Annotated in this window: 18 protein-coding genes; 7 read left to right on the top strand and 11 right to left on the bottom strand. The window is 65.5% G+C overall.

Annotated features, from left to right (window positions below; all coding sequences use genetic code 11):
• The first annotated feature begins 2 nt into the window (after positions 1–2).
• Genes prsK through prsT (V6E02_RS04530) form a run of 4 tightly spaced genes read left to right on the top strand, consistent with a single transcriptional unit; the run spans position 3 to position 9118 of the window.
• Positions 3–2105 (top strand): XrtA/PEP-CTERM system histidine kinase PrsK, encoded by a 2103-nt coding sequence (gene prsK, locus V6E02_RS04545; protein WP_347307566.1) that lies wholly within the window; start codon positions 3–5, stop codon positions 2103–2105.
• The gene (gene prsR / locus V6E02_RS04540; RefSeq protein ID WP_347307564.1) at positions 2098–3483 is read left to right on the top strand and encodes a PEP-CTERM-box response regulator transcription factor; all 1386 of its coding nucleotides are present in this window, start codon (positions 2098–2100) and stop codon (positions 3481–3483) included. The genes prsK and prsR overlap by 8 nt, the downstream gene beginning before the upstream one ends.
• A 46-nt stretch (positions 3484–3529) precedes the next feature.
• On the top strand, positions 3530–6307 hold the full coding sequence (gene prsT, locus V6E02_RS04535; RefSeq protein ID WP_347307562.1) for an XrtA/PEP-CTERM system TPR-repeat protein PrsT: 2778 nt from the start codon (positions 3530–3532) through the stop codon (positions 6305–6307).
• A 24-nt stretch (positions 6308–6331) separates the two neighbouring features.
• The gene (gene prsT, locus V6E02_RS04530; RefSeq protein ID WP_347307560.1) at positions 6332–9118 is read left to right on the top strand and encodes an XrtA/PEP-CTERM system TPR-repeat protein PrsT; all 2787 of its coding nucleotides are present in this window, start codon (positions 6332–6334) and stop codon (positions 9116–9118) included.
• Positions 9119–9286: 168 nt separating this feature from the next.
• Here the strand turns inward: prsT (V6E02_RS04530) and pepA are convergent, their stop codons facing one another.
• The 6 genes from pepA to V6E02_RS04500 form a co-directional block, all read right to left on the bottom strand.
• Entirely contained in the window at positions 9287–10135 is an 849-nt protein-coding gene (pepA, locus tag V6E02_RS04525; RefSeq protein ID WP_347307558.1) for a flocculation-associated PEP-CTERM protein PepA, read from the bottom strand.
• 182 nt (positions 10136–10317) lie between these two features.
• Entirely contained in the window at positions 10318–12264 is a 1947-nt protein-coding gene (locus tag V6E02_RS04520) for a ThiF family adenylyltransferase (RefSeq protein WP_347307556.1), read from the bottom strand.
• Positions 12261–14600, bottom strand: a complete 2340-nt coding sequence (locus V6E02_RS04515) for an efflux RND transporter permease subunit (RefSeq protein ID WP_347307554.1) — start codon at positions 14598–14600, stop codon at positions 12261–12263. Before V6E02_RS04515 ends, V6E02_RS04520 begins: the two co-directional genes overlap by 4 nt.
• Complete coding sequence (locus V6E02_RS04510) at positions 14582–15913, bottom strand: DUF1302 family protein (RefSeq protein ID WP_347307552.1); 1332 nt, start codon at positions 15911–15913, stop codon at positions 14582–14584. Before V6E02_RS04510 ends, V6E02_RS04515 begins: the two co-directional genes overlap by 19 nt.
• A 16-nt stretch (positions 15914–15929) precedes the next feature.
• Positions 15930–16748 carry an outer membrane lipoprotein-sorting protein gene (locus V6E02_RS04505; protein WP_347307550.1) on the bottom strand — a complete coding sequence of 273 codons (819 nt, stop codon included), beginning with the start codon at positions 16746–16748 and terminating at the stop codon, positions 15930–15932.
• Between the two features lie 70 nt (positions 16749–16818).
• A complete protein-coding gene (locus V6E02_RS04500) occupies positions 16819–17628 on the bottom strand; it encodes an N-acyl amino acid synthase FeeM domain-containing protein (protein WP_347307548.1) in 810 nt (269 codons plus the stop codon).
• Between the two features lie 100 nt (positions 17629–17728).
• Between V6E02_RS04500 and V6E02_RS04495 the strand changes: the two genes are divergently transcribed.
• Positions 17729–18502: a flagellar brake protein gene (locus tag V6E02_RS04495; protein ID WP_347307547.1), complete on the top strand. Its 774-nt coding sequence runs from the start codon at positions 17729–17731 to the stop codon at positions 18500–18502.
• Here the strand turns inward: V6E02_RS04495 and hemB are convergent, their stop codons facing one another.
• Both hemB and yihA read right to left on the bottom strand, forming a co-directional pair.
• Entirely contained in the window at positions 18503–19507 is a 1005-nt protein-coding gene (gene hemB, locus V6E02_RS04490) for a porphobilinogen synthase (protein WP_430626766.1), read from the bottom strand.
• Positions 19508–19696: 189 nt separating this feature from the next.
• Positions 19697–20317, bottom strand: coding sequence for a ribosome biogenesis GTP-binding protein YihA/YsxC (gene yihA, locus V6E02_RS04485; RefSeq protein ID WP_347307545.1), 621 nt, complete (start codon positions 20315–20317; stop codon positions 19697–19699).
• Positions 20318–20416: 99 nt separating this feature from the next.
• Between yihA and V6E02_RS04480 the strand changes: the two genes are divergently transcribed.
• The gene (locus V6E02_RS04480; protein ID WP_347307544.1) at positions 20417–21058 is read left to right on the top strand and encodes a c-type cytochrome; all 642 of its coding nucleotides are present in this window, start codon (positions 20417–20419) and stop codon (positions 21056–21058) included.
• A 60-nt stretch (positions 21059–21118) separates the two neighbouring features.
• Here the strand turns inward: V6E02_RS04480 and hemL are convergent, their stop codons facing one another.
• Genes hemL through thiD form a run of 3 tightly spaced genes read right to left on the bottom strand, consistent with a single transcriptional unit; the run spans position 21119 to position 23875 of the window.
• Entirely contained in the window at positions 21119–22411 is a 1293-nt protein-coding gene (gene hemL, locus V6E02_RS04475; protein ID WP_347307542.1) for a glutamate-1-semialdehyde 2,1-aminomutase, read from the bottom strand.
• 11 nt (positions 22412–22422) lie between these two features.
• Complete coding sequence (gene thiE / locus V6E02_RS04470) at positions 22423–23052, bottom strand: thiamine phosphate synthase (protein WP_347307541.1); 630 nt, start codon at positions 23050–23052, stop codon at positions 22423–22425.
• Positions 23036–23875: a bifunctional hydroxymethylpyrimidine kinase/phosphomethylpyrimidine kinase gene (gene thiD / locus V6E02_RS04465; RefSeq protein ID WP_347307540.1), complete on the bottom strand. Its 840-nt coding sequence runs from the start codon at positions 23873–23875 to the stop codon at positions 23036–23038. The genes thiE and thiD overlap by 17 nt, the downstream gene beginning before the upstream one ends.
• Positions 23876–23957: 82 nt before the next feature.
• Between thiD and V6E02_RS04460 the strand changes: the two genes are divergently transcribed.
• On the top strand, positions 23958–24140 hold the full coding sequence (locus tag V6E02_RS04460) for a rubredoxin (protein WP_347307538.1): 183 nt from the start codon (positions 23958–23960) through the stop codon (positions 24138–24140).
• Positions 24141–24227: the final 87 nt, after the last annotated feature.

Genomic DNA, 24227 nt, shown 5'->3' with positions numbered 1-24227 from the left:
GCGTGCACATCGGGGTCTTGAGTTACGGACTGGCGGCCCTTGCCTTCTTTCTTTTCGCGCTCCTTTTACTCTTGAATTGGCGCGGCCGGCTACAGGGTGCCTTGCTTGCCGCGGCTGCCGCTAGCACCGCCATCTGGGCGGGCACGCTGACCTATAGCTTGATCGTGTCCAGCGCCTGGCCGGGCGCCGTGATGGCGCTGGAATATGCGCGCGATGGCCTCTGGCTCGCCTTTCTCTACCAGCTCCTGGAATCGCGCGTCCGGGTCGCGGGAAAGGCGCCCACACGCCTGCGTCGCCGCTTCCTGGTGGGGCTTGTCGTCCTCGCCCTGTTGGCCCTTGCCAGCATCGCGGCCAGCGGCTTACCCCATCTGGCGCTGCCTGGCTGGCTGCGTAGCCTCGGTGGCCTGGGCCTGCTGTTGGCTTCCCTCACGGGCATGGCCCTGATAGAGCAGCTCTACCGCAATGCGGCGGAGACCGAGCGCTGGGCCATCAAGTACTTTTGCCTGGGCTTGGGCGCCCTGTTCGCTTACGACTTTTACCTCTATTCCGAAGGCCTGCTACTTAAGCATCTGGACGAGGACGTGTGGAGTGCGCGCGGCTTGGCCAACGCGCTGGTGGTGCCGCTGTTGGCGGTCTCCGCGGCGCGCAACCCCCAATGGTCGGTGAATCTGCATGTGTCGCGGCGCATGGTGTTCCACACCGCCACCTTGATGGGCGCCGGCGTGTATCTGCTGCTGATGGCGGCGGCGGGTTATTACATCCGTTATTTCGGCGGCAGTTGGGGCGCGGTGCTGCAGTCCGTGTTCCTGTTTGGAGCGCTGGTGGTCCTCGCCGTGGTGGTGTTCTCGGGCGCCATGCGCGCGCGTCTCAAGGTCTTCCTGAGCAAGCATTTTTTTAGTTACAAATACGACTACCGCGAGGAATGGTTGCGTTTCACCCGTACCCTGTCCACGGGCGAGCCCACCGCGGTGCGGGAACGGGCGCTGCAGGCGGTGGCCGGCCTGGTTGACAGCCCGGGTGCCGCTCTCTGGCTTGCCCAGGAGGACGGCTCGTTCACCTTTGCCGCCCACTGGAATTTTCCCGTCAGCCCGGAGCCGGTGGCTCAGGCGGCGTCCCTGGTGCGGTTCCTGCGCAGCCGCCAGTGGGTGGTGAATCTGGAGGAGTATGCCGACTCGCCCGATCTCTACGGCGATCTCGTACTGCCGGCCTGGCTGGAGGCGCGGCGGGATGCCTGGCTCGTCGTCCCCCTCATGGTGCATGAGGACCTGATCGGCTTCATGGTCCTCGCACATCCGCGCAGCCGGCGGGGATTCAACTGGGAGGATTCCGATTTGCTCAAGACTGCGGGGCGACAGGCTGCCGCCCACCTTGCCCAGGCCAGTGCACTGGAGGCCCTGGCCCAGGCCCGCCAGTTCGAATCCTTCAACCGTTTTTCTGCCTTCGTGGTGCACGATGTGAAAAACGTCGTCGCCCAGCTGTCCCTGATGTTGAAGAATGCCGAAAGACACAAGCACAATCCAGAATTCCAGGAAGACATGCTGGCCACCGTGGATCACGCGGTGCAGAAAATGTCACGACTTTTGTCCCAGCTGCGCGCCGGCTATCAGAGCGCCCAGGGCGTGGGGCTTTTGAACTTGCGTGACGTGCTGGCCAGTGTCGTGGCGGAGAAAGCGGCCTACCGCCCGCAGCCGCGCTTCGAGACGGCGGTAGAGGAGGCCTGGGTGGTGGCGGAGCGGGAGCGGCTTGCCCGGGTGTTGGGTCATCTGGTGCAAAATGCCATTGAGGCCACTCCGGACACCGGCCGCGTGGAGGTGACCTTGGATGCCGTCGATGGCCAAGCCGTGATCCAGGTGCGGGACACCGGACGGGGCATGGACGAGACCTTCCTGCACACCCAACTGTTCCGGCCCTTTGCCAGCACCAAGCGCGCGGGCATGGGCATCGGTGCCTACGAGTGCCGGGAATACGTGCGCGAGCTCAAAGGCGACATTCGCGTGGAAAGTCGGCTGGGGAAAGGGACCACCTTCACCCTCACTCTGCCCCTCACCCGCCGCGATAACCAGAGGGAGGGGGCGTGGCCCCTTGAGGGAGCGAGCAGTGGCTGAGAATCCCGACCGCGCTAAGCCCGTACTGTTGGTGGTCGAGGACGACCCCGGTCTGCAGAAGCAGCTCAAGTGGAGCTTCGACGACCTCGAGGTGGTGATCGCCGGGGACCGTCAGGAGGCGTTGGCTGCCCTGCGTCGCCACGAGCCGGCCGTGGTCACCCTGGACCTGGGTCTGCCACCGGATGCGGATGGCGTCTCTGAGGGCCTGGCCACGCTGCACGAGATGCTGGCGCTCGCCCCGGCCACCAAGGTGATCGTCGTCTCTGGCAACCAGGATCGCGCCAATGCAGTGAAGGCGGTGGGCATGGGGGCTTACGACTTCTACCAGAAGCCCTTCGATCTCGAGGTCCTCCAACTCATCATCAAGCGGGCCTTCCACGTGGCGCAACTGGAGGCAGAGAACCGCAAGCTGCAGCGCCTGTCTTCCAGCTTTGCCCTTACTGGCATCCTCACCGCCGCCGAGCCCATGCTCAAGGTTTGCCGCACCATCGAAAAGGTGGCGCCGGTGGATGCGACCGTGCTGCTTTTGGGCGAGTCCGGCACGGGCAAGGAGCTTTTGGCCCGTGCCCTGCACGAGCTCTCGCCACGCGCGGGCAAGCGCTTCGTGGCCATCAACTGCGCCGCCATTCCCGAAACCCTGCTAGAGAGCGAGCTATTCGGCTACGAGAAGGGCGCGTTCACCGGCGCCAGCAAACAGACCAAGGGCAAGATCGAATATGCCGATGGTGGCACCTTCTTCCTGGACGAGGTGGGCGATCTGCCGATGGCCCTGCAGGCCAAGCTGCTGCGTTTCCTGCAGGAGCGTGTGGTGGAGCGCTTGGGCGGGCGTGAGGAGATTCCGGTGGACGTGCGCGTGGTATGCGCCACGCATCGGGATCTTTCCGGCCTCATCGCCGAGGGGCGGTTCCGCGAGGACCTCTATTACCGCATCAGCGAGATCACGGTGGCCATCCCGCCCCTGAGGGAGCGGGCCGGGGATGCGGCGCTACTTGCCCAGGCCTTCCTGGAACGCTTTGCCGAGCAGTTCAAGAAGCCGGTGAAAGGGTTCACGCCGGAAGCGGTGGCGGCCTTGGAAGCTCACACCTGGCCCGGCAACGTGCGGGAGCTGGAAAACTGCATCAAGCGTGCGGTCATCATGAGCGAAGACGGCCGCATTGGGGCGGCCGACCTGGGTCTGGCGGCTTTTGCCGCCGAACCGCTCAACCTGCGCCAGGTGCGGGAAGAAGCCGAGCGCCGAGCGGTGACCCGGGCTTTGGCGCGTGCCGCCGGCAACGTTGCGCGAGCAGCGGAACTGCTGGGCGTTTCCCGGCCCACGTTGTACGATCTCATCAACCGCTATGGCCTCGTGGCCAAGACGGAAAACAACCCGGCACCATGACCGGGACCCGGCGCAGACCAGACATGACCACCCAAAGGAGAGTCCCATGCTGGATCGTCCCAGGCTGCGCTGTCTTGCCCTGGCCCTCACCGCTGCCGGCCTGATCGTCGGCTGTTCCGGCGAGAAGCCGGAGACCCTCTTCGGGCGCGCCCAGCAATACCACCAGGCGGGCGATTCCAAGGCCGCCGTCATCGAGCTCAAGAACGTCCTGCAAAAGGCCCCGGCGCATCGCGAGGCGCGCCTGCTCCTTGGTCGCATCTACGTGGAGCAGGGCGATGGTGTGGCCGCGGAGAAGGAGCTACGCCGTGCCCTCGAGCTCGGCGCGCAGCAGGAGGCGGTGCTGCCGTGGCTGGGGCGGGCGCTCCTGCTTGAGCGGGAATACCAGAAAGTGCTGGAGGAGATCCCGGCCGCGCCCAAGGGCTCCCAAGCCGCCGTCCTCTTTGCCCTGCGTGGCGAAGCTTACGCGGCGCTCGAGGACATGGTCGAGGCGCGGCGTGCCTTTGAAGCGGCCCGCGCCCTGATGCCCGGGCTGCCGGAAGCCAACCGGGGCCTGGCCGCCCTGCTGCTCGCGCAGGGCAAGGCAGAACAAGCCCTCCAGTTGGCTGACGAATCCATCCGCGACGCGGGTGACAAGGCCGAGCCCTGGGTCCTGAAGGGGGATCTTATGCGTGCCCGCGGGCAGAACCGGGAGGCCGCCCTGGCCTATGAGGAAGCCATCCGGCGCAATCCGAAGCACCTCGGCGCCCACCTCGCCCTCGCGCTGGTCCGCATGGGCGAGAAAGATTTCGCTGGCGCTAAGCGCTACATCGACCAGGCGCGCAGCCTCGAGCCCCGGGCCGTGCCGGTACGTCTGGCCCAGGCCCAGCTCTGGCTGCTTGAGCAGCGCTTCGACAAGGCCCGCGACGAGCTGCAGGAAGTCCTCAAGGTCGCCCCCAACAATGGCTTGGCGATCCTCATGATGGGGGCCGCCCAGCTGGGGCTCAACAATCTCAGCCAGGCGCAGACCTATCTTTCCGCCTTCGTGGCGGCGATTCCGGCGCACGCCTACGCGCGCCGACTGCTTGCCATCACCTACTTGCGCCAGCGGCAGCCGGACAAGGCGCTAAAGCTAGTCGAGCCACTCCTGGCGAAGGATCCGGACCCCGCCGTGCTGGCGTTGGTCGGGGAGGCCCACTTGCAGCGTAAGGACTATGTCCAGGCCGCGGACTATCTGGAAAAGGCTGCCCAGGCTAGGCCCGACCAGCCGATATTGCGCACGGAACTGGCCATCAGTCGGCTGGCGCGCGGCCAGACCGAGGCGGGGCTTTCCGAACTGGAAGCGGCGGCCAAGCTGGAAGGCAGCCCGATCCAGACTGACCTCCTACTCATCGCCACTCAGCTCGGGCGCGGGGAATTCGATGCGGCGCTGGCGGCCATCGATGCCCTTGGTCGGAAACAGCCGAAGCTGCCCCTGGTGCCCAATCTGCGCGGCATGGCCTTGCTGGGCAAACAGGACACTGTGGGCGCGCGCCGCGCCTTCGAGGCCGCCCTCGCCCTCGATCCCGCTTTTTATCCCGCAGCCGCCCATCTGGCCGAGCTCGATTTGCGGGAGAGGAACCCGCAAGCCGCTCGCAAGCGCTTCGAGGCGGTGCTTGCGGCCGATCGCAAGAACGTGGCTGCCATGCTGGGCCTGGCGGCCCTGGAGCAGGCCCAGGGCCAAACCCAAAAAGCCGTCGATTGGCTGACCCGCGCGGCCCAAGCGGATGCCAAGGCCATTGCCCCGCGGGCCCTGCTGGCCCAACACTACCTGGCGCAGCGCGAGCCCCAGCGGGCCCTGGTCTTGGCGCGGGAGGCCCAGACTGCCAATCCGGAAAATCCCCAGGCCGTGGAACTAGTGGGTAACGTGCAGCTTGCCGCCGGGGAAATAGACAATGCGCTTGCCACCTTCACCCGGCTGACCGAACTCCGTCCGGATTCCGGTGCCGCCTTCCTGCGCCTGGCCTCGGCCCAGCTTGCCGCCAATCGGCCGGAGGAGGCGCGCAAGTCCTTGACCCGCGCCATCGAAGTCCAGCCCGACCTAATGGATGCCCAGCTTGCCCTGATTGGGCTCGACATGAAGGATCAGCGCGTGGACGAAGCCACCCGCCGCGCCCGCGCGCTCCAGACCCGTTACCCCAAAGCGGCGGGCGGCTACCTGGTGGAAGGCGACATCCTGGCCAGCCAGAACCGGCCGGGCGAGGCTGCGACGCTGTACCAAAAGGCGCTCGAGCGCGAGGCCAACCCGGTGATCGCCATCAAGCTGCACGGCAGTCTACTTTCCGCTGGCAAGGTGGCCGAGGCCCAGGCCATGGCCACGCGCTGGCTCAAGGACCACCCCGACGACGTGGGCGTGCGGCTCTATCTGGGCGATGCCCACATGAAGCGCGGCGAGGACCAGGCGGCCATCGCCCAGTACCGCGCCGTGCTCAAGCAGCTTCCGGATCATCCGGTCGCCCTCAACAACCTGGCCTGGCTGCTCAACAAACAGGGCGATACCGAGGCGCTCCCCCTCGCCCAGCGGGCCCTGAAGGTGCGACCAGACGATCCCAACATCCTGGATACCGTGGGGTGGATCCATCTCAGCCGGGGCGAGCCGAATATCGCGCGTGATTTCCTCGCCAAGGCCGTGGCCGGCGCCCCAGGGCAGCCCAGCGTGCGCTACCACTATGCGGTGGCCTTGGCCAGGGGGGGCGATGCCGCCCGCGCCCGCCAGGAGTTGCAGCGGGCCCTGGATGCCGGCGTGCGCTTCCCGGAAGAAAAGGACGCACAGGCCCTGCTCGCCCAGTTGAAAACCGCCCGTCCCTGAAACTTTTCTGCCAAGGATTTCGCCATGAGAACGCTCCCTTTTTGCTGCGCTGCCGTGCTCGCCTTGGGGCTTACCCTTTCCGGCTGCGACCGGCTGCTTAGCTACACCGACCAGGAACACGTCCAGCGCGCCAAGGATTTCCAAGCCAAGGGCGACTTGCGTGCGGCGGAGATCGAGCTTAAGAACGCGGTGGCCAAGAACCCAAAAAATCCCGAGGCGCGGCTGGAATTGGGCAAGCTCTACCTTACGCTACGCCAGGGTATGGCGGCGCAAAAAGAGCTCGCCCAGGCGATAAACCTCGGCGCCCAGACTGACGGCGTGAAGCTTTCGCTCGGCCAAGCCCTGTTACTCGCCAATCAGCCAGAGCAGGCGCTCGCTTGGCTTAAGCCCGGCCCCCAAACGACCGACCGCATGGCGGCCAAGATGCTCGCCACCCAGGGCGATGCCCATCTGGCCCTGCGCAAACCCCGCGAAGCCTGCGATCTGTACCAGCGTGCCGCCGACCGGGATCCCCAAGGCGCCACCGAAGCCTACTGGGGGCTCGCCGTCTGCCAGGCCCTGCGCCGGGATCTCGCGGGCGCGCAGGCGATATTGGAAAAAGCCCGCGACCTCGACCCAAACAACGACGGGACCTGGGCACGCCTAGGGGAAGTCCTGCAGACCCGAGGGGATACCGCCGGTGCCGAAAAGGCCTACGTCGAGGCCTTGCGTCTCAACCCGGGTAACCTGGAGGCGCTGATTGGTCACGGCGTGCTGGCGGTGAATCGCGGCCGCTTGCGGGATGCCGAGCGGGACCTCAAAAACCTCACCGCCACCGGCATCGAGACGCCGGGGCGGCTATATCTCGCCGCCCTGGTCGCCGCCGCGAAAAAAAACGGGGCCCGCGCCCTGGAAATCCTGGGCACGCTGGCAAAGGCCTACCCCGACTATTTTCCGGCATGGTTGCTCGCCGCGCGCGTCCACTACGCGCAAAAGCATCTTGCTTCGGCCGAGCAGTACGTGGACCGCTACCTCGCCGTGCAACCGGGTGATTTAGCGGCGGTCGGTTTGAAGGCCACCCTCCTGCTTGATAGCGGGCGCGCCGCGGAAGTTCCGGACCTGCTCGCCCCCTACCTTGCCCGCTATCCGGATGATGTCCATTTGCTCTACCTGGCGGGGCGTGCCTACCTCGAAACGGGGGATGCGGCGCGCGCCCGAGCGTCACTGGAAAAGGCGGTGGCGCTCAAGCCCGAGATCACCGGTTTGAAAACACCGCTCGCCGCCGCCCTGCTCGCCCAGGGCGAGCGGCTGCAAGCGGTGAACCTGCTGGCGGCGGCCTCCGCGGCCGACGCCAGCCACATCGATGCGGATCTCTTGCTGGTCGCCGCCCATCTGCAGGCCGAGCGATACGGTGAGGCGCTGGCTGCGGTGGCGGCCATTGAAAAAAAACGTCCGCGGGATTCCCTCGCGGATCGGCTACGGGCCGGGATCCACTTGCGCCAGGGTGACCGGGCCGCTGCCCGGCATGACCTGGAGCGGGCGCTTGCCAAGGCGCCGACCGATTTCGCCGCTACGGCGGCCTTAGCCGAGCTGGACCTGGGCGACGGACATCCGGAAGCGGCGCGGCAACGTTTCCTCACCTTGCTGGGGCGCGACCGGGGCAGCGTGCCGGCAATGCTCGCCCTGGCCAGGCTTGCTGCCAGCGGCGAGCGGGAAAAAGAATTCCTGGAGTGGACCGAACAGGCCAGCCGGGCGGCACCCCAAGCCCTCGCGCCGCAAGCCTTGCTTGCCGAGTATTACCTCAGCAAAGGCAAACGGGAGCAGGCCCTGCGTGTCGCCAACGCCGTCCAGTCGGCGCACCCCGATGATCCCCTCGCCCTGGATCTGCTTGCCCGCACCCAGCTCGCCGCTGGCGATCTGCGCAATGCCTTGGCCAGTTACGGCAAGCTCGCCGAGGCACGCCCCAATGATGTTGGACCGCGTGTGGGACTGGTCCGTGCGCACATGATGCTCAAACAATATCCGGAGGCCCGCTCAACCCTGGAGGCGGCCTTGAAACGCTGGCCGGGCATGCCCGCGCTGCTGGAAGCGGCGGCGCAACTGGAGATCCTGGCCGGGCGTCCCGAAGTGGCCCTCACCCACGCCCGGGCCCTTGCCGGATCGGACCAGGCAGGTGTGGCCGGGCTTTTGCTCGAAGGCGATGCCCTCGTCCTCATGAAAAAACCCGCCGAGGCCACGCGGGTTTTCGAATCCGCGCTGGCACGGGCGCCCCAGGGCGAGACCATGGCCCGACTGGCGCGCGCCCTCTGGCTCGCCGGGCGTGGCGAGGAAGCAGACCGCCGGCTTGATGGTTGGCTCGCCGAACATCCCCGGGATGCCGCGGCGCGCCGGGCCCGGGTGGACATTGCCCTGGCGCGGGGCCAGACCGCGCTCGCCGTGCGGGAGCTGGAGGCGCTGCTGGCTCAGCGGCCCCAAGACGCCACCGCCTTAAACGATCTGGCGGTCCTCTACCATGAGCAGGGCGATGCCCGAGCCTTAGAGGTGGCCGAGCGCGCCTATCGCCTCGCCCCCGACGCGCCCATGGTCCAAGACACCTTGGGCTGGATTCTTATCGAGCGCAAGGCCCTCGAGCGGGGGCGCGAGCTGATCGAGCAGGCCTATGCCGGATTGCCCCATCACCCCGTGGTCCGCTATCACCGGGCGGTGGCTCTCGCCCAAAGCGGGGAGCGGGCCCAGGCGCGGCGGGAGCTGGAAGCCCTGCTCAAGGGCGGCGAGAATTTTCCAGAGAAGGCGCAGGCCCGCGCGCTGCTTGCCAGCTTGCGCGGGGAATGAGGGAAGGCATGCCGTCGATGGCCGAGGGTCACCTATTCGACACCGGCCAAGGGCGAATCGGCGAGACGGCTACACCGTGAACGGAGGGGAAGGGTTGCCCCAACCCGCCAAAAAAACGGCCCCGAGATCGGGGCCGTCGCTTCGAGGCAAAATGGAGGGCGGGTCGGTTCAGGCCAAGGCCTTGCGCCGACGCAAGCCCAGGGCCACCAGCCCGCCGCCCAAGAGGGCCAAGGTTGCCGGCTCGGGGATGAGACGGAACTGGCCATTGTTGCTGACGATGAAGTTGGTGGGCGGCTGGTTGAAGCTGGTGCCATAGCCGCAGTTCGCAACCCCGCCGCAGGAAAGCTCTACTGCCACTTCCTGTTTCACATTGGTGCTGGGGTTGGCCACATAGCTCGCATTGGTGGTGGTGAAACCAAACAAAATGGGCGGCAGCGAGGGCACCAAAGTGCAGAGGTCGTTGCCCAGGCTATCGAAGGCGTAGCCGCAGGAAAGATTAGTGAAGGCAAAGATCATGCTGATGTTGCCATTGGGCAGGCCGGATGTGTTGACTACGCCCCCGCCGCCCACCAGGCTCAAGGTGGCGAAGGGTGTGCCATTGTTGGCGCCAAAGAAGCCGTTGGTGCTACCGTAGTCGAAACCCGCATGCGAATAGAGCGTAAGCGTGCCGCCCGGGTTGAAGGTGAAACTCCCGCCCAAGGTGCCGGAACCGGTTGCGTTTTGGAGCAGGCCGGTGATTTCCACCGGCTTGGCATTCAGGCCTACCCAGGGGGTTCCGTCATTCCCGCTAACGACGAACACACCGTTGTCGCTGAAGGTAAAGCTCGAGCCGGAGATGCTGTTTTGGATATAGCTGTTGCCGATGTAATCCAGATACTCGTTCACGGTGAAGGCGCTAGCGGACCCGGAGCCGTCGGGATCGAATTTCCAGTTCTGAAGAAAGGCCGAGGCGCTCATGGGGGCGCAGGCCAGCGCAAAGCCAGCGGCCGCCAGGACCTGTTTGAAAGCGTTGTGCATGGTGATCTCCTAGTCTTGGGTTGGAGGGCCCGGGCCCAGCCCGGCAGATTTGTGTGTCCACTGATTAGCAAGTGACGTGCCAACGGTCCATAATCGTTTTGGATCAATGTGTTAGGAAGCTGCACCGGCACCAGCGCGGCGCGAAGTGTAAAAAAATCCGACAAAGCCCCGGCCGCCGCCGCTTAGGTGAGGAGGCTTTTGGGGGGCCGACGCACAGACCGCGCGAAGGCCACAGGGGCATGGCCTACTCGCCCGAGGAAGAGGGTCCGCGGGGCGGCGGATCCCATCAGTCGGTCGAAGGCATCGCGGATGGCCTGGGCCTCCCGGGTTGCGTGGGGCGCGGCGGAGAAAGCCCGTCCTTCTCGAGCATAGCGGCTGAAGATTACCGGCGTCATTTCCGGCTGCAGCTGGAGACCCAGCCGGGTGGCCGCCAGCCAGAAGCGCTGCACCGTCCGCCCGGCGGCGATGTAATCATCCACCCCTTGCGGGGCCCGTTTGGCGATCAGCGCGAAGTGGGCGGCGCAGGCAAGGCCCGGCAGCAAGTCGAGTTCGAGGCGCGGCACCAGGGTGCCTGCCAGCCAGCGATTGAAGAAGCGTACCCGTTTCCAGGAGGTCATCACCCAGCGGGTGAGGCGTAAGGTGAGGGGGTCCAGGCCAATGGCTTGGTCCGGCACGCGGTCGGTGCTGTAGCGGGCGTTCCACTCGATGATGTCCCGATGGACCGCGTAGGCCTCGGGCAGGGTGAGGCGCAGATGGGCATTGCGAAACGCGAGCCAGGCCACGCGCCAGCGCGCCGCCCAGCCCTCGAACCATCGCACCTCCCACTCCGGGCCCACGGCCGCTTCCAGCTCGGCCTTTTCCCGGGTAGTCAGGGGGCGGGTGGAATAGGGCCGGCGATTGACAGAGCGGATGCGGATGAAACCGGCCAGCGGATCGGGGATGATCGCCGCGTCCGGCTCGAGCGCCACATCGAAGGTGGGGTGTGTGTCCGGGCCTTGGCGCCGCTCGATGTTTGCGCGCAGTTTTAGGTGGCCGGCGGCAAGGACCAGGGTTTCCAAGAGGGCGCCCAGGGCGAGCTGGCTGGCGTGGCCGTCCAGGTCATAGACGCAGTGGTCGCGGGTGTCGAAGCCGTGCACCACCAGGTGCCGCGCGTCGATCACCTGGAAGCGCCAGGGCTGGGTGTTGTCCCCGCTCGGTGCCCAGCGCGCGAGTTCGATGAGTTGCTCCATGATGTCCTGGGGCGGCGGCGCCTCGGGCGGGCGCTGGGCGACGTAGGCCGCCAGCTTGCGTCGGGCCACCGCCAGAGTAAGCCGCTGCAGGGGATTGCGCATGCCCCATGGCCGGTAGGTGTGCACCAGCCGCTGTTGATAGGCGTCGAACTGGTAACCCCAGGGCGCGGCCCGCACCGGTCCCCGTTTCAACAATATTTTGAGCACTTCCGTGGCGGCGATGGCGGCGCACAGCTCACAGGCCATGACGGTGGAGGGCCCGCGCTGGGCGGCCAAATCCACACGAGTGGGATCCATCAGGTAGGCGCGCTGGAGCGCGGCCGGCGCGAGCCCTACCAGGAAGCGCAAGGCCTTTTCATCCTCGGGCTGACCGGCGAACCGGAAATACTCCTCGAAACTCATGCCCTCTGGCGTGAATACCAACAGGGCGGCCCCCATGCCCAGGGGGGCCGCGGTCACCGCCGGGATGCCGTGCCGGCGGCAGGCGGCGAAAACCATGTCCCGAGCCTCGAAGGCGAAGAAGTCGAGCCCGTCCACGTAAACATCCACGCCTTCCAGGAAGGCGTCCACATTCTCAGTGGTCAGCCCCTCGGGAAAACCGGTGAGCAAAAGCCCCGGGTTGATCTCTCGGGCGGCCCTGGTCATCACCTCAAGCTTGGCGCGCCCGAGCGTGGCCAGGGTGGCACCGGTCTGACGGTTGAAATTGGCTAGATCGAAGCGGTCCGGGTCGGCGAGCCGAAAGCCGCCCACGCCCAGCCGCGCCAGGGTGAGCAGGTGATAGCCGCCCACCCCGCCCAGGCCCGCAATGGCTACACGGCTTCCACGCAAACGGGCTTGTTCTTCCTGGGTCAGCCAGCCGATGTTGCGGCTGAAAGCGGTGTCGTAATCGAACGGGGTCATGGACGCTTCCCCTGTCGTGCGGCCAGACGCGGATGACGCCTGGCCCATTCCCGTCGCAGGCGGTTTTGCTGGTGCTGGTACCACAACACCAGCAGCGCCGGCAAAAGAACGAGTTCGAAGAACTGGCCGGCGATCAGTCCGGTGGCGGACATCAGCCCGAAATCCACCGTCGGCTGGAACTGGGAGCCGGTGAGCAGCAAGAATTGCGCGGTGAGCAGCACAGAGACGGCGAGCACCGCGCGCCCTGAGGCTTCGAAGCTGCGCGCCACCGCCCAAGTGTGGTCAAGTCCCTGCTCCAGGCGGCGTTGGTAGCCATGGTAGAGGTGGATGGTGTCGTCCACCGTGATGCCCAGAAGCTCCCCTGCGATGAGCACGGTGGCCATGTCCAGATGCATGCCCAGCAGCCCCATGATGGCGAAGATGAAGAAAAGAGGCGCGAGATTGGGAATGAGGGCGATCAAACCCCCGCGCCAGGAGCGGAACGCCAGCGCCAACAGCAGGAAGATGGTTAAGAAGGCGAACAGGAAGCTATTGACCTGGCCCGATAGCAGAAGGGCGTTCTGGTCGGCGAACAGCCTGCCCCAGCCGCCGATGTCCCAGCGCAGGTCGTCGAGCTTGCGTCTTTCCAGTTCTCCGCGGATGCGTTCGATTACTGCGCCGATGGCCACGGCGCCGTGCACGTTGAGGTTCATGGCGATGCGGGTGCGGCGAAATTCCCGGTTGGTGAGCTCGTCCAGGTCCCGCCCGTCGTAGATGAGCAAGAGCTGGGACAAGGCCCGGTCGGTGTCGGGCAGACGGCGGAAGGCGGGATCCTCACCGTGGAAGGCCCAGTTCATCTCTTCCACCAGATCAACCATGGAGAAGGTGCGATCCACCTCCGGCTGCTTGTCCAACCACGTCTGGAAGTCCTTGAGGCGTTTGAGTACCGCCACTCGCTTGAAACCATCGCGCTGCGGTGCATCGAACACCACCTCCAGCCCGATCACCCCGGAGAGCTTGTCTTCTGCGATGCGGGTGGAAATGGTCAGGGGGTGATGCGCGGGAAAAAACTTGAACAGGTCGGACTCCGGCGTGACCTTGAGCACCAGGGGAATGGCGGCCACCACCAGGATGCTCAAGCCAGCCACCACCCAGCCGGCCCGGCGCATGGAGAACTGGGCGATTTTGAAGGCGATCTTGTCGGTCACCGACAACACGGTCTTGCGGGTCGGCCAGCGTCCCCGGTCGAAGCGCACCAGAAGCGGCGGTGCCAAGTGGAACACCACGAGGTAGATCACGCCAACCCCCACGCCGCCGATCATGGCGTAGTTCTGGATGGGCGGGATGGAAGTGAAATAAAGGCTTGCGATCCCCGCCACGGTGGTGAGCACGTTGAACAAGGATGCCACGTGTATCTCGCGGCGCGCCCACAGTACCCGCTGAGGCCTTCGCATGCCGCGCTCCCGGGCCCGCGCCAGCGCCGCGTAGAAGTGGATCAAGGCCGTGGTGCTATAGGCGGCGAGCAGCGGCGGCACCATGGCGGTGACCAGGGTATAGGGCTTACCCAAATAGGCGGCCATGGCCAGCGTCGTGCTCATGGTGGTCATCATGGTGACGGCGCCGATCACCACCGGCGCCACCCGCCCCACCACCCAATAGAGCAAAAGTAGCGACAGGCCCATGACGATGGGCAACAGGGCCGTGGTGTCCACCAACATGGAGCGCAGCTCCGCCGCATCCAGGGGCACGGTGCCCGCCACCGCCACCAGGTGGTCGCGCAGGCCCGCGGCCTTCACCGCTTCGTGGACGGCGGTCTCCAGCGCCTGACGCTGGCGGCTTTCGGTCAAGGGCTTGGGCCGTATGACGATAGCCAGGGCCGAGCCATCCTTGGCCACCAAAAGGCCCGGCGCGAAGCGATCGTCCAGCACTCGTCGGCGGAGTTCCTGTGGGGTGAGATGATCGAGCTTGCCAGGGTCCACCAGTCTTTCCACTGTGAAGCCATCCTCGCTGGCCGCGATGTGGTCCACGGTGGTAACGGCGAACACGCGGTCCACCAGCGGGTGGCGCGCGAGGCGCTCAGCCACTGCGTGTTGCTGGCGCAAAAAGGCGGGCGTAAACAGATCATCGCCCTGGAACACGGCGACCACGCTCTCGTCTTCCGGAAATTCCTTGCGCAGGCTCTTTTCGAGCAGCGTGGCCGGTGCGTCCGGAGGGAAATAGAGCTCAGGTGCGTTATTGAATTCGATGCGGGTGGCGATCACCCACAGCGCGACCCCATTGGCCACCAGCAGCAGCAGGGCGGCCAGCCACCAGGGCAGCAGGAAGCGCTGCAGGCGCTCTAGTAACGGACCTGCCACCCGATCACCACCAGGTCATGGTCGCGGTGGAACCCGCCCAGACCCCGGTCGTCGCCGCCATAGAAATGCCCCGCGAGATAGAACTCGTGGGGCTCGAAGCCACGGTAGGTGAGCCTCGGGCTCAGGTAGTTGTCCCGGTGATTGAGGCCGATGAGTCCACGCAGGTTGAACCGCCAGCGGTCGCCGGCGAAAGGGTGCTCCAAGTCGAGGGTGGCGGCGTTGAACGTCTTGCGCTCGAGGAGGGCCTCCGAGGTTGACAGGCGGTGGCTGGCAAGCTGGAAAGTGATGCGCGTGTCCCGGTCGCCGGGAAAGAATTCCACTCCGGCCACGACATCGGTGGCGGGTACCAGGCGATACTCGAAGGCGGTGGTGGTCACGGGGCTTGCAAGGGTGCGCGCGCCTTCCAAGCGGAAGGTGGCGCCGCCCCACTGGAATTCTCCTTCCAGGCCCAGCACCGTGGCCATGGGATGGACCGCTGTGAAGGTGGGCAGCCCCGGTGCGAAGTTGTTGAAGCGGTAATAGGGCGTGGATTGACGCGCCCGCTGCAGAGAGATCCCCCAGTCGAAACTGCCGCCGGTGCGGGTCAGCCGCAGACCTGCACCGCCCGCACCGTGCTTGTCCTCACCGAAAGTCGCAGTTTGCACCACAGTCGGAGGCAATAAACTCGGGTCCACGCCCAGGATGCGGCCGCGCTTGCGGTCCACGGGGTGCCAGATACTTTCCCAGGGTGGCAGTTCCGCTGGCTGGAAGACCGGCACCCATACGGCGTCCAGCTTGAAGTCGTCCAGGGTCTTCTCTACGCGCAGCGCGCCCACTGTCCGTCGCCGCTGGGTAAGGGGATCCAGATTGAACCGGTTCAGATCCACGCGCGAGAGGCGGTCGCTGGGCGGGATCTCATCGGTGCGTCCCCACAGGATGTTTTGTGCGCCCAGGGTTACGCGCAGGCCATCGCCTCGGTAGCGGACGAAGGTTTCGCCCAGGTCGGCGCGCAGGCGGTCGGCGTTGGGGTCGCTTTGCAGGTAGCCGTCCAGGCGTGCCGAGGCCTGCCATTCCCAGGCGCGGGAAGGCTGCCAGTTTAGGCTGGCGGTGAGGTGGCCGTAAGCCTGGCCGGCCGGTGCCTCGGCGTCGAGGAAACCGCCGGCCTCGAGTTGGGCACGCTCCAGCTTCAGGGTGGGGCCGCTTCGCGCCGCCTTCTTCGCCGGGCGCGGCTTCTTGGCGGGCGCGGCATCTTGGCCGTCTTCCGTGGATGCGGCGGCGGCCGCGCTAACCAGGCTGGCCAATAGGGCGGCACACAACAACGGGCGGGTGTTCATGGGCTCCTCCTTGCCCTCAGGGGCGATAATCTTCTTCCAGGCTTTCGTCTTCCAACACTTCCGTGGTGAATAGCCGCGCCGGCAGCCGCCGGTTGTACTGGATCTTTTCCGCTGTCAGCCGGGTGGCATTGCCGTTAGCGAGATCGGTCATCGTGCTGTCGGTCACGGTCCAGAAGCCGGAAATCTTGCGGAACGCGCTCACTGTAAGGCGCTTGCTGGGCTGCTGTTCGTTTTTCTCGTAGAAATCCACGCGTAGCGGCAGCAGGGTGTTGGGATCGATGAAACTCACGCGCTTCAAATAGGCGGAATTGCCCGCCTCGACGGGAATGCTTTCCAGCACCTCGCAGGGGATGCCGTTGACCGTCTCCTTGCCGAGGATGCGGTGATGGTCCTGGTGCACTTTTCGTTCCCGCAAGTCCTCGTAGTAATACTCGGAGTTGACGAAGCGCCCGCCTTTGCGGTTCGAGGCGATGCGGCGCACGCGTTCCATGGCGGGCAGATAAATCCACTGGTCGCTGTCGCCGCTTTTGTGGTCCAAGGTAAGTAGCCCAGTGCCGGCGATGTCTTCCGGCTCGGTGAACCGAATCAGCGTGGCCACTTCGCCGGGCGCTTTGTCCAGGCGGTAGACCACCATGCGCCGGTTGCGGGGCGCGCGTCCCGGCTGGATCAGGGACATGGTGAGCACGCTCACGGCGTCGTTGCCGTTGGGGCGATCATAGACCTTTTGCGCGAGGGCCTCTCCCGCGGGATCGGCGCGCGCGGCAGGCGCGCTCAAGGCCGTAAGGGCCGCGCAAAAGACGGTGCACAGGAGGCGACGCATCCATGCATTATGCATGGCCCATGCTCCAATGTCGATGAAAAGACAAGGGCTTGCCAGGGTTTCCTCGGGTAAGGGATGAAATCCTTCAGCGACCGGAAAGCAGGCGCCGGGTAATGCCGGCTTCCTCTTCCGGGCTGAAAAACCAAGGATAAAGGGAATGCTCGCCGCGGGCGGCTTCCCGCTGGCCGCCAAACTGGCGAATCTTTTCTGCCACGTAGTCGGCGGACAGGGAGAGCAGCACAGCCGGCGCCTGCGCACGCGGGCATAGGCGTTCCGGCCCAATTTGCTGGAAGCCCAGGATTTTCTGATAGAAACCTACGTGGCGCGGATTCACCTCGATCACCGCATCCGTGTACTCATGGATGTTGCGCCCATAGATGTAGGCGAGATGGAACAGGGCGGCGAGCACGCGCATGGAATGGATGTCGCGGTCGGCGGCAAGCTTGATGAATTCACCCACGCGCCGGCCTTCGGCGCGTAGCCGGTCCACCTCGGCCTTATACATTTGGTCGGCGAGCAGGCCGGCGGCCGAATCGAAGCCGATGGTGAGCGTGCCAATTACGCGTTCCTGCAAGGAGGCGACCAGGGTGATGCGGTTGGCCTCAGCCTGGGCGAGGGCATCTTCCGTGGCATAGCCGCGCCAGGAATACATTTTCTTGACCAGGAGGCTCGCGGATTGGCGCCGGTCTGGCGTGCTGGCGAAACGAATCTTGAACTTCTCTTGCCCGAGGGAGACCTGCGAGACATCTGCTTGCTCCGCAGGCTCCGCTGACATGCGGGACAAGGACTTGCGCGGCGCGGGCACATCCACGATGGTGCGCGCCCACACCTCTTCCGGTAGGGCGGGCGCCTCGGTTTTGTCGGGTCTGGGTTTGAAGCGGTGAAAGCCGAACATGATGTCATTATAACGGCGGCATCTGTTTCGGCTTGAGGATGCGTGTGGCTGGCAGGGCGTATTCATTTGCGGGAGAATGCGATCTTTGCGAGAGGAGTCAATGGCCGAGCCCCCCGCTTCCGCGCGCAATGCCTTGATCAACTGGGATGCCGAGCAGTCGGAGTATGCGCGTTTTCTTTTGCGCTCGCGTGGGGAGATCCTGCAGGTGCTGCGCGGCGTGGCCAAAGGGCGGGAACTCGTCACGGTGTATTTCGATCACGGCCAGCGTTTCTTTCTCAGCAGTCTGCTGGCCGTGGAGCCTGGTCAGGACGCCCTGTTCCTGGATTGGGGCGCGGACGAGGAGCTCAACCGGCGGGCGCTCGGCGCCTCCCGCCTGGTCTGTGTGACCGCCCATGAGCGGGTCAAGGTCCAGTTCACCTTAGATGGCCTTGACCAGGTGCAGTGGAACGGGCGGCCCGCCTTTCGCGCCCGTCTGCCGAAACTCCTGCTCAAGCTGCAGCGGCGCGAGTACTACCGGCTGGTGTGTCCCCTGCGCGAGCCACTTTTCTGCCACATTCCCCTGAAGTCAGAACCCCTGGAGGCCCAGGTAGTGGACATCAGTGTCGGCGGCGTGGGACTGGGCAACCTGGCACCCAATACGCCGCTGCTGGTGGGTGAGCGTTACCCCGGCTGCTCGCTCACCTTGCCGGGGGAGGGGGCGTTGCTGACCACCTTGGAAGTGCGCAGCCTGCAGGATCTCGCCTTGCGTAACGGCGGGCTGGTGAAGCGTGCAGGCTGCCGCTTCGTCGATCTGCCTGCTGCCCAGCAGGCCATGATCCAGCGCTACATCATCCGTATCGACCGGGAGCGCATCGCCCTTGCCAAGGGCGCCTGACTAGCCCTGCTTCAACCAGCGGGCGGCGTCCAGGGCGAAGTAGGTGAGGATGCCGTCGGCGCCGGCCCGCTTGAAGGCGAGCAAGGCCTCCAGCACGCAGGCGCGCTCGTCGAGCCAGCCGTTTTCGGCGGCGGCCTTGAGCATGGCGTATTCTCCGCTCACCTGATACGCGAACGTGGGTGCGCCGAAGGTGTCCTTGACCCGACGGACGATGTCCAGATAAGGAAGGCCAGGCTTCACCATCACCATGTCGGCCCCTTCCGCCAGGTCCAGCCCCACTTCCCAAAGGGCCTCGTCGGAGTTGGCGCAGTCCATCTGATAGGTGTACTTGTTGCCGGTGCCCAGATTGGCTGCGGATCCCACGGCGTCGCGGAAGGGACCGTAGAAGCTGGAGGCGTATTTGGCCGAATAGGCCAGGATGCGAGTGTGGATGAAGCCATTCTCCTCTAATGCGGCGCGGATGGCGCCGATGCGACCGTCCATCATGTCCGAAGGGGCCACCACATCCGCGCCCGCTTGAGCGTGGCTGAGCGCCTGTTTCTGTAGCACTGCCACCGTCTCGTCGTTGATCACGTAGCCTTGGGCGTCGGTGAGGCCATCCTGGCCGTGGCTGGTATAAGGGTCCAGGGCCACGTCGGTGATGATGCCCAGCGTAGGCAGCCGTGCTTTCAGGGCGCGCACCGTGCTGGGCACCAATCCATCCGGATTGTAGGCCTCGCGTGCATCGAGGGTTTTCAAGGCGGGGTCCACCACGGGGAACAGGGCCAGGGCGGGAATGCCCAGGGCCACGCATTCCTCGGCCACCGGCAGGAGCTGATCGAGGCTTAGGCGTTCCACGCCTGGCATGGAAGGGACCGCCTCGCGCCGACCCTCGCCCTCCAGCACGAACACGGGAAGGATCAGGTCATCCACGCTCAGGCGATGTTCCCGCACCAGCCGCCGGGAAAAATCGTCGCGCCGCATGCGACGCATGCGGCGGTTGGGGTAGCTGCCCAGGATGTGCATGTGAGACTCCGATACCAGTCAAAAGCCCAAGGGGCGGGCAAAAATTTTCGGGAACCAATTCGCGCCGCGCCTATCATAGGAAGCAGATGGCAGCGATGTCATCTCCCGCTTCTCCTCCCTGAGCGGGTGCCTTAATCCCATTAAGGCGTTTGCCCCCCCGGTTTTTGCTCCCCTTTGACCGGGGGTTTTTTATGCGCGGCCGCCTGGCGCGGCCTGCGCTTGTTCTCTTCCCAGCCAGCCTGCCAGCACCGCTTCCGCTTCCGCCACGCCCTGCTTCTTGAGGCTGGAGAAAAGCTGCACGCTGAAAGCCGGACCCTGGGCCGCGAGTTCTTGCCACACCTTGTGCAGGGTGCGCGTGGCTTGCCCGCGCGAGAGTTTATCGGCCTTGGTGAGCAGGCAGTGGATGGGCCGGCCGCTGGGGGCGAACCAGGCGATCATCTGGCGATCCAGGGGGGTCAAGGGATGACGCGCATCCATGATGAGCACCAGCCCCACGAGGCTTGCCCGTGTCTCGAGGTAGCGGGCCAGTGTTGCCTGCCAGTGGCGGCGCACCGCCTCTGGTACCCTGGCATAGCCATAGCCCGGCAGGTCCACCAGATACTGGCCCTCCTCGATGCGGAAGAAATTGATGAGCTGGGTGCGGCCCGGGATCTTGCTGACGAAGGCCGTCTTGCGCCCTGCCAGGGTGTTGATGGCGCTGGACTTGCCTGCATTGGAGCGCCCGGCGAAGGCGATTTCCTGGCGGCTAGTGGGCAGCTCGCTAAGGTCGTGTACCGACTTTTCGTACTGGAGGCGAGAAAACAGGGCCATGGGGCGTTTTCGCGGGCAAGGGCTTGTGGTATAAATCCGGCTTTTCGGACTTCTCTGTCGGTTTCCCACCCCCTCGAAAAGCGTGAAGGAGCGTCATCCATGAAATCCATTCTGGCCCTGGCCCTGGCTTCCGGCGTGTTCGTCGTCGGTGCCGCGCAGGCTGAAACCGGACCCGCCAATGGTGATCCCGCCAAGGCCGCGCCCATCGTCAACCAGGTCTGCGCGGCCTGTCATGCGGCCGACGGCAACAGCGCCAGCCCGGCCAATCCCAAACTCGCGGGTCAGCACGCTGAGTATATCACCAAGCAGCTGCGCGACTTTAAGGCCGCCCTGGCCGATCCCAACAAGGAAGGGGTGCGCAAGAGTGCGGTGATGGGGGCCATGGTCGCTGCCCTGAGTGAGGAGGACATGGTGAATCTGGGCGCCTATTTCGCCGAGAAGCCGATCAAGCCGGGCGCGGCCAAACAACCCTATACGAACGGCGAGAAGCTCTGGCGCGGCGGCAATGCCGCAAGTGGCGTGCCCGCTTGTGCCGGCTGTCACGGTCCCACCGGGGCAGGCATTCCCGTTCAATATCCGCGTCTTGGTGGCCAGCACGCAGATTACATCATCGCCCAGCTCAAGGCCTTCCGCAGCCGCGACCGGCAAAACGATCCCGCCAAGATGATGCGCAGCATTGCCGACCGCATGACGGAGCAAGAGATCAAGGACGTGGCCAATTACATCGCCGGTCTGAAGTGAGCGCGCCCAGCGCCAAAAAAAGGAGGCATGGCCTCCTTTTTTTTGGGGGGCCGCGATGACTCAAGAAGCCTCGCGTAGGGCAGCGAAGGCACGCTCCGCTGCCTCCAGGGTGTGGCCGAGCTCCGCCTCGCCGTGGGCGGCGGAGACGAAGCCTGCCTCGAAGGCGGAAGGGGCCAGATACACGCCTGCGTCCAGCATGGCGTGGAAGAAGCGGTTGAAGCGTTCCCGGTCGCAGGCCACGGCCTCGCCGTAACTCGCCGGCGGGCGCGCGCTGAAATAGATCCCGAACATTCCTCCCACCGACTGGGCGCTGAAACCCACCCCATGGCGGTGAGCGGCCTCGGTGAGACCCTGCATCAGCCGCGCGGTGGTGTCGGCGAGGCGGTCGTAGAAGCCCGGCTCCTGCACCCTGTTCAGGGTGGCCAGCCCTGCCGCCACCGCCACCGGATTGCCGGACAGGGTGCCGGCCTGATAGACGGGGCCGTTGGGGGCGAGCTGTTCCATGATTTCCTGTCGGCCGCCGAAGGCGCCCACAGGCAGCCCGCCCCCAATGACCTTGCCCAGGGTGGTGAGATCGGGCTGGATACCGAACAGCCCCTGGGCACCCGTGAGCCCGACGCGAAAGCCCGTCATCACCTCGTCGAAGATGAGCACAGCGCCGTGGGCGCTGCAGCGTTCCCGCAGGGTCTCAAGGAAGCCCGGCAGCGGCAGGATGAGGTTCATGTTGCCGGCGATGGGTTCCACGATGACACAGGCGATTTCGCCACCCATCTGGTCGAACAGGCGGTTGACCGCGTCAATATCGTTGTAGGGCAAGGTGAGGGTGTGGGCCGCGGTCTCCGGCGGCACGCCCGCCGAGCTGGGTTGGCCAAAGGTGAGGGCGCCGGAGCCTGCCTTCACCAACAGACTATCGGCATGACCGTGGTAGCAGCCTTCGAATTTGACGATCTTGGCGCGGCCGGTGAAACCCCGCGCCAGGCGGATGGCGCTCATGGTGGCTTCCGTGCCGGAGGACACCAGGCGCACTTCTTCCAGCCCCGGTAACAACCCGGTCAGGCATTCCGCCATTTCCAGCTCCCGCGCCGTGGGCGCGCCGAAGGACAGCCCTTCCTGGGCTGCCGCGCACACCGCCGCCACCACCTCCGGATGGGCATGGCCCAGGATCATGGGGCCCCAGGAACCCACGTAGTCCACGTAACGTCGGTCTTCCTCGTCCCATAGCCAGGCGCCCTGGCCGCGTTTGAAGAAGACCGGCGTGCCTCCTACCGAGCGGAAGGCGCGCACGGGTGAATTGACACCACCCGGGATGAGGCGTTGGGAACGTTCGAAAAGTATTTCGTTGCGGGAGGTCATGGCGAATTTGCTCAGTGTCGGGTTGCAAACAGGCTGGCGAAGCGGGCCGCAGCGAGCCGCACGTCCGGGGCGGCGAACAGCGCCGAGATCACGGCGAGGGCATCGGCCCCGGCCGCGATCAGGCCGGGTGCGTTCTCAGGCGTGATGCCGCCGATGGCCACTACGGGAACGGTGAGCACTCGCTTCGCCTCGGTGAGGCGTTCCAGTGGGCAAAGCGGTGCCTGCGGTTTGGTGGGCGAGGAAAAGAAGCTGCCCAAGGCCACATAGTCGGCACCCGCCTCGGCCAGGTGTCGCGCCCGTTCCAGATCGGCATAGGCGGACACGCCGATGATTTTTTTCGGCCCAAGGTTGATGCGGGCTTCATCAAGTGGCGCATCGTCCCGTCCCAGATGCACGCCGTCGGCGTCGGTCAGCGCGGCCAGCCGGACGTCATCGTTGACGAGCAGGGGCACGTGGTAGCGGTGGCATAGCTCGATCAACTCCGATGCTTGCTCGTGGCGCAGGGCCACGTCCGTGGCTTTGCTGCGATATTGCACGGCCTGTGCGCCCCCCTCAAGCGCCTGCTTTACCAGGGCGAGCAGACGCGCCGTGTCCGGGATGTCCGGGGTCAGCGCGTAGAGGCCTTCAATCCTGGCTTTCATCGGCATCGCGCGCCCAGAACAGGCGATCTGGCAGATACTGGCCCATGCCGGGGCGGAAGCCTTGCTTGAGGCTGTACCAAGTGAATTCCTGGGCATCCCGCACAGCGGAGACGATGTCCGCGCCCTGGGCGATGGCCGCGGCGATGGCGGAGGCCAGGGTACAACCCGAGCCGTGGTAACTGCCGGGCAGGCGTGGCCAGCGGTCCCGGGCGAGCACGCCAGACTCTCCATATAAGGTGTTCACCACCTCCGGCCCGGGTTCGTGGGTGCCGGTGATGAGCACGTACTCACATCCCATGGCAATGAGCCGCGCCGCGCATTCCTCTAAAGAAGGTTGGTCGTCCTCATTGGCTTCGTCGCTGGCCAGTCGCCGCGCTTCCAGACTATTGGGCGTGAGCACGGTGGTTTGGGACACCAGCATGTCCAATAGCGCCGCGATCATGTCTTCAGTGACCAGCTCATCGCCGCGCCCGGAGGCCAGCACGGGGTCCAGGATCAGGGGGATGTCCGGATAGTCAGAGACGACTTCGGCGATGGCGGCGATGTTTTCCACGCTGCCGACAAGCCCGATCTTGAACGCGGCCACCGGCATGTCTTCCAACACGGCGCGCGCCTGGTCGGCCACCCATTCCGCGTCCAGGGGCAACAGGGCATCCACACCGGCGGTGTCCTGGACGGTGACCGCCGTGAGCGCCGTTAGGGGGTGGCAGCCCATGGCGGCGAGGGTGAGGATGTCGGCCTGGATGCCGGCCCCGCTGGTGGGATCGCTGGCGGCGAAGGTCAGCACCATGGGTGGGGGGAGGATAGACGGCGTGTCGGCCATGGCGTATCAGAAGTCGGCCGGAACGGTATCCCACCCCGGCGATCATGCGTAAAATCGCATTTTACCCTGATTCTTTGATGCCATGACCGATAACAAACCCTACCGCGCCTACATGTGCCTGATCTGTGGCTTCATCTATGACGAGGCCCAAGGCCGCCCGGAGGATGGCATTCCGCCTGGCACCCGCTGGGAGGACGTTCCCCCCAACTGGACCTGCCCCGACTGCGGGGCGCGCAAAGACGATTTCGAACTCCTGGAAATCTGATTTCCGCCACGGGCGGCGGATGCTCTCCAGCGGGTTGCGAACCGCTTGCCTCAAGAATTCCTTGGGCCAGCCGATAAACGTTGTCAC

The sequence above is a fragment of the Thiobacter sp. AK1 genome (assembly GCF_039822265.1).
In the GTDB taxonomy this organism is placed as follows: Bacteria; Pseudomonadota; Gammaproteobacteria; order Burkholderiales; family Thiobacteraceae; genus Thiobacter; species Thiobacter aerophilum.
The sequence above is the reverse complement of the archived record's forward strand: the minus strand, read 5'-3'. Positions and strand labels throughout refer to the sequence as shown.

Bases quoted from the DNA above. Each gene is read 5' to 3' on its own strand.
- thiD (WP_347307540.1), bottom strand. From the start codon at position 23,875: ATGGCCGACACGCCGTCTATCCTCCCCCCACCCATGGTGCTGACCTTC.
- V6E02_RS04460 (WP_347307538.1), top strand. From the start codon at position 23,958: ATGACCGATAACAAACCCTACCGCGCCTACATGTGCCTGATCTGTGGC.
- V6E02_RS04520 (WP_347307556.1), bottom strand. From the start codon at position 12,264: ATGACCCCGTTCGATTACGACACCGCTTTCAGCCGCAACATCGGCTGG.
- prsT (WP_347307560.1), top strand. From the start codon at position 6,332: ATGAGAACGCTCCCTTTTTGCTGCGCTGCCGTGCTCGCCTTGGGGCTT.
- V6E02_RS04480 (WP_347307544.1), top strand. From the start codon at position 20,417: ATGAAATCCATTCTGGCCCTGGCCCTGGCTTCCGGCGTGTTCGTCGTC.
- V6E02_RS04505 (WP_347307550.1), bottom strand. From the start codon at position 16,748: ATGCATAATGCATGGATGCGTCGCCTCCTGTGCACCGTCTTTTGCGCG.
- thiE (WP_347307541.1), bottom strand. From the start codon at position 23,052: ATGAAAGCCAGGATTGAAGGCCTCTACGCGCTGACCCCGGACATCCCG.
- V6E02_RS04500 (WP_347307548.1), bottom strand. From the start codon at position 17,628: ATGTTCGGCTTTCACCGCTTCAAACCCAGACCCGACAAAACCGAGGCG.
- V6E02_RS04495 (WP_347307547.1), top strand. From the start codon at position 17,729: ATGGCCGAGCCCCCCGCTTCCGCGCGCAATGCCTTGATCAACTGGGAT.
- V6E02_RS04510 (WP_347307552.1), bottom strand. From the start codon at position 15,913: ATGAACACCCGCCCGTTGTTGTGTGCCGCCCTATTGGCCAGCCTGGTT.
- hemL (WP_347307542.1), bottom strand. From the start codon at position 22,411: ATGACCTCCCGCAACGAAATACTTTTCGAACGTTCCCAACGCCTCATC.
- hemB (WP_430626766.1), bottom strand. From the start codon at position 19,507: ATGCACATCCTGGGCAGCTACCCCAACCGCCGCATGCGTCGCATGCGG.
- yihA (WP_347307545.1), bottom strand. From the start codon at position 20,317: ATGGCCCTGTTTTCTCGCCTCCAGTACGAAAAGTCGGTACACGACCTT.
- pepA (WP_347307558.1), bottom strand. From the start codon at position 10,135: ATGCACAACGCTTTCAAACAGGTCCTGGCGGCCGCTGGCTTTGCGCTG.
- prsT (WP_347307562.1), top strand. From the start codon at position 3,530: ATGCTGGATCGTCCCAGGCTGCGCTGTCTTGCCCTGGCCCTCACCGCT.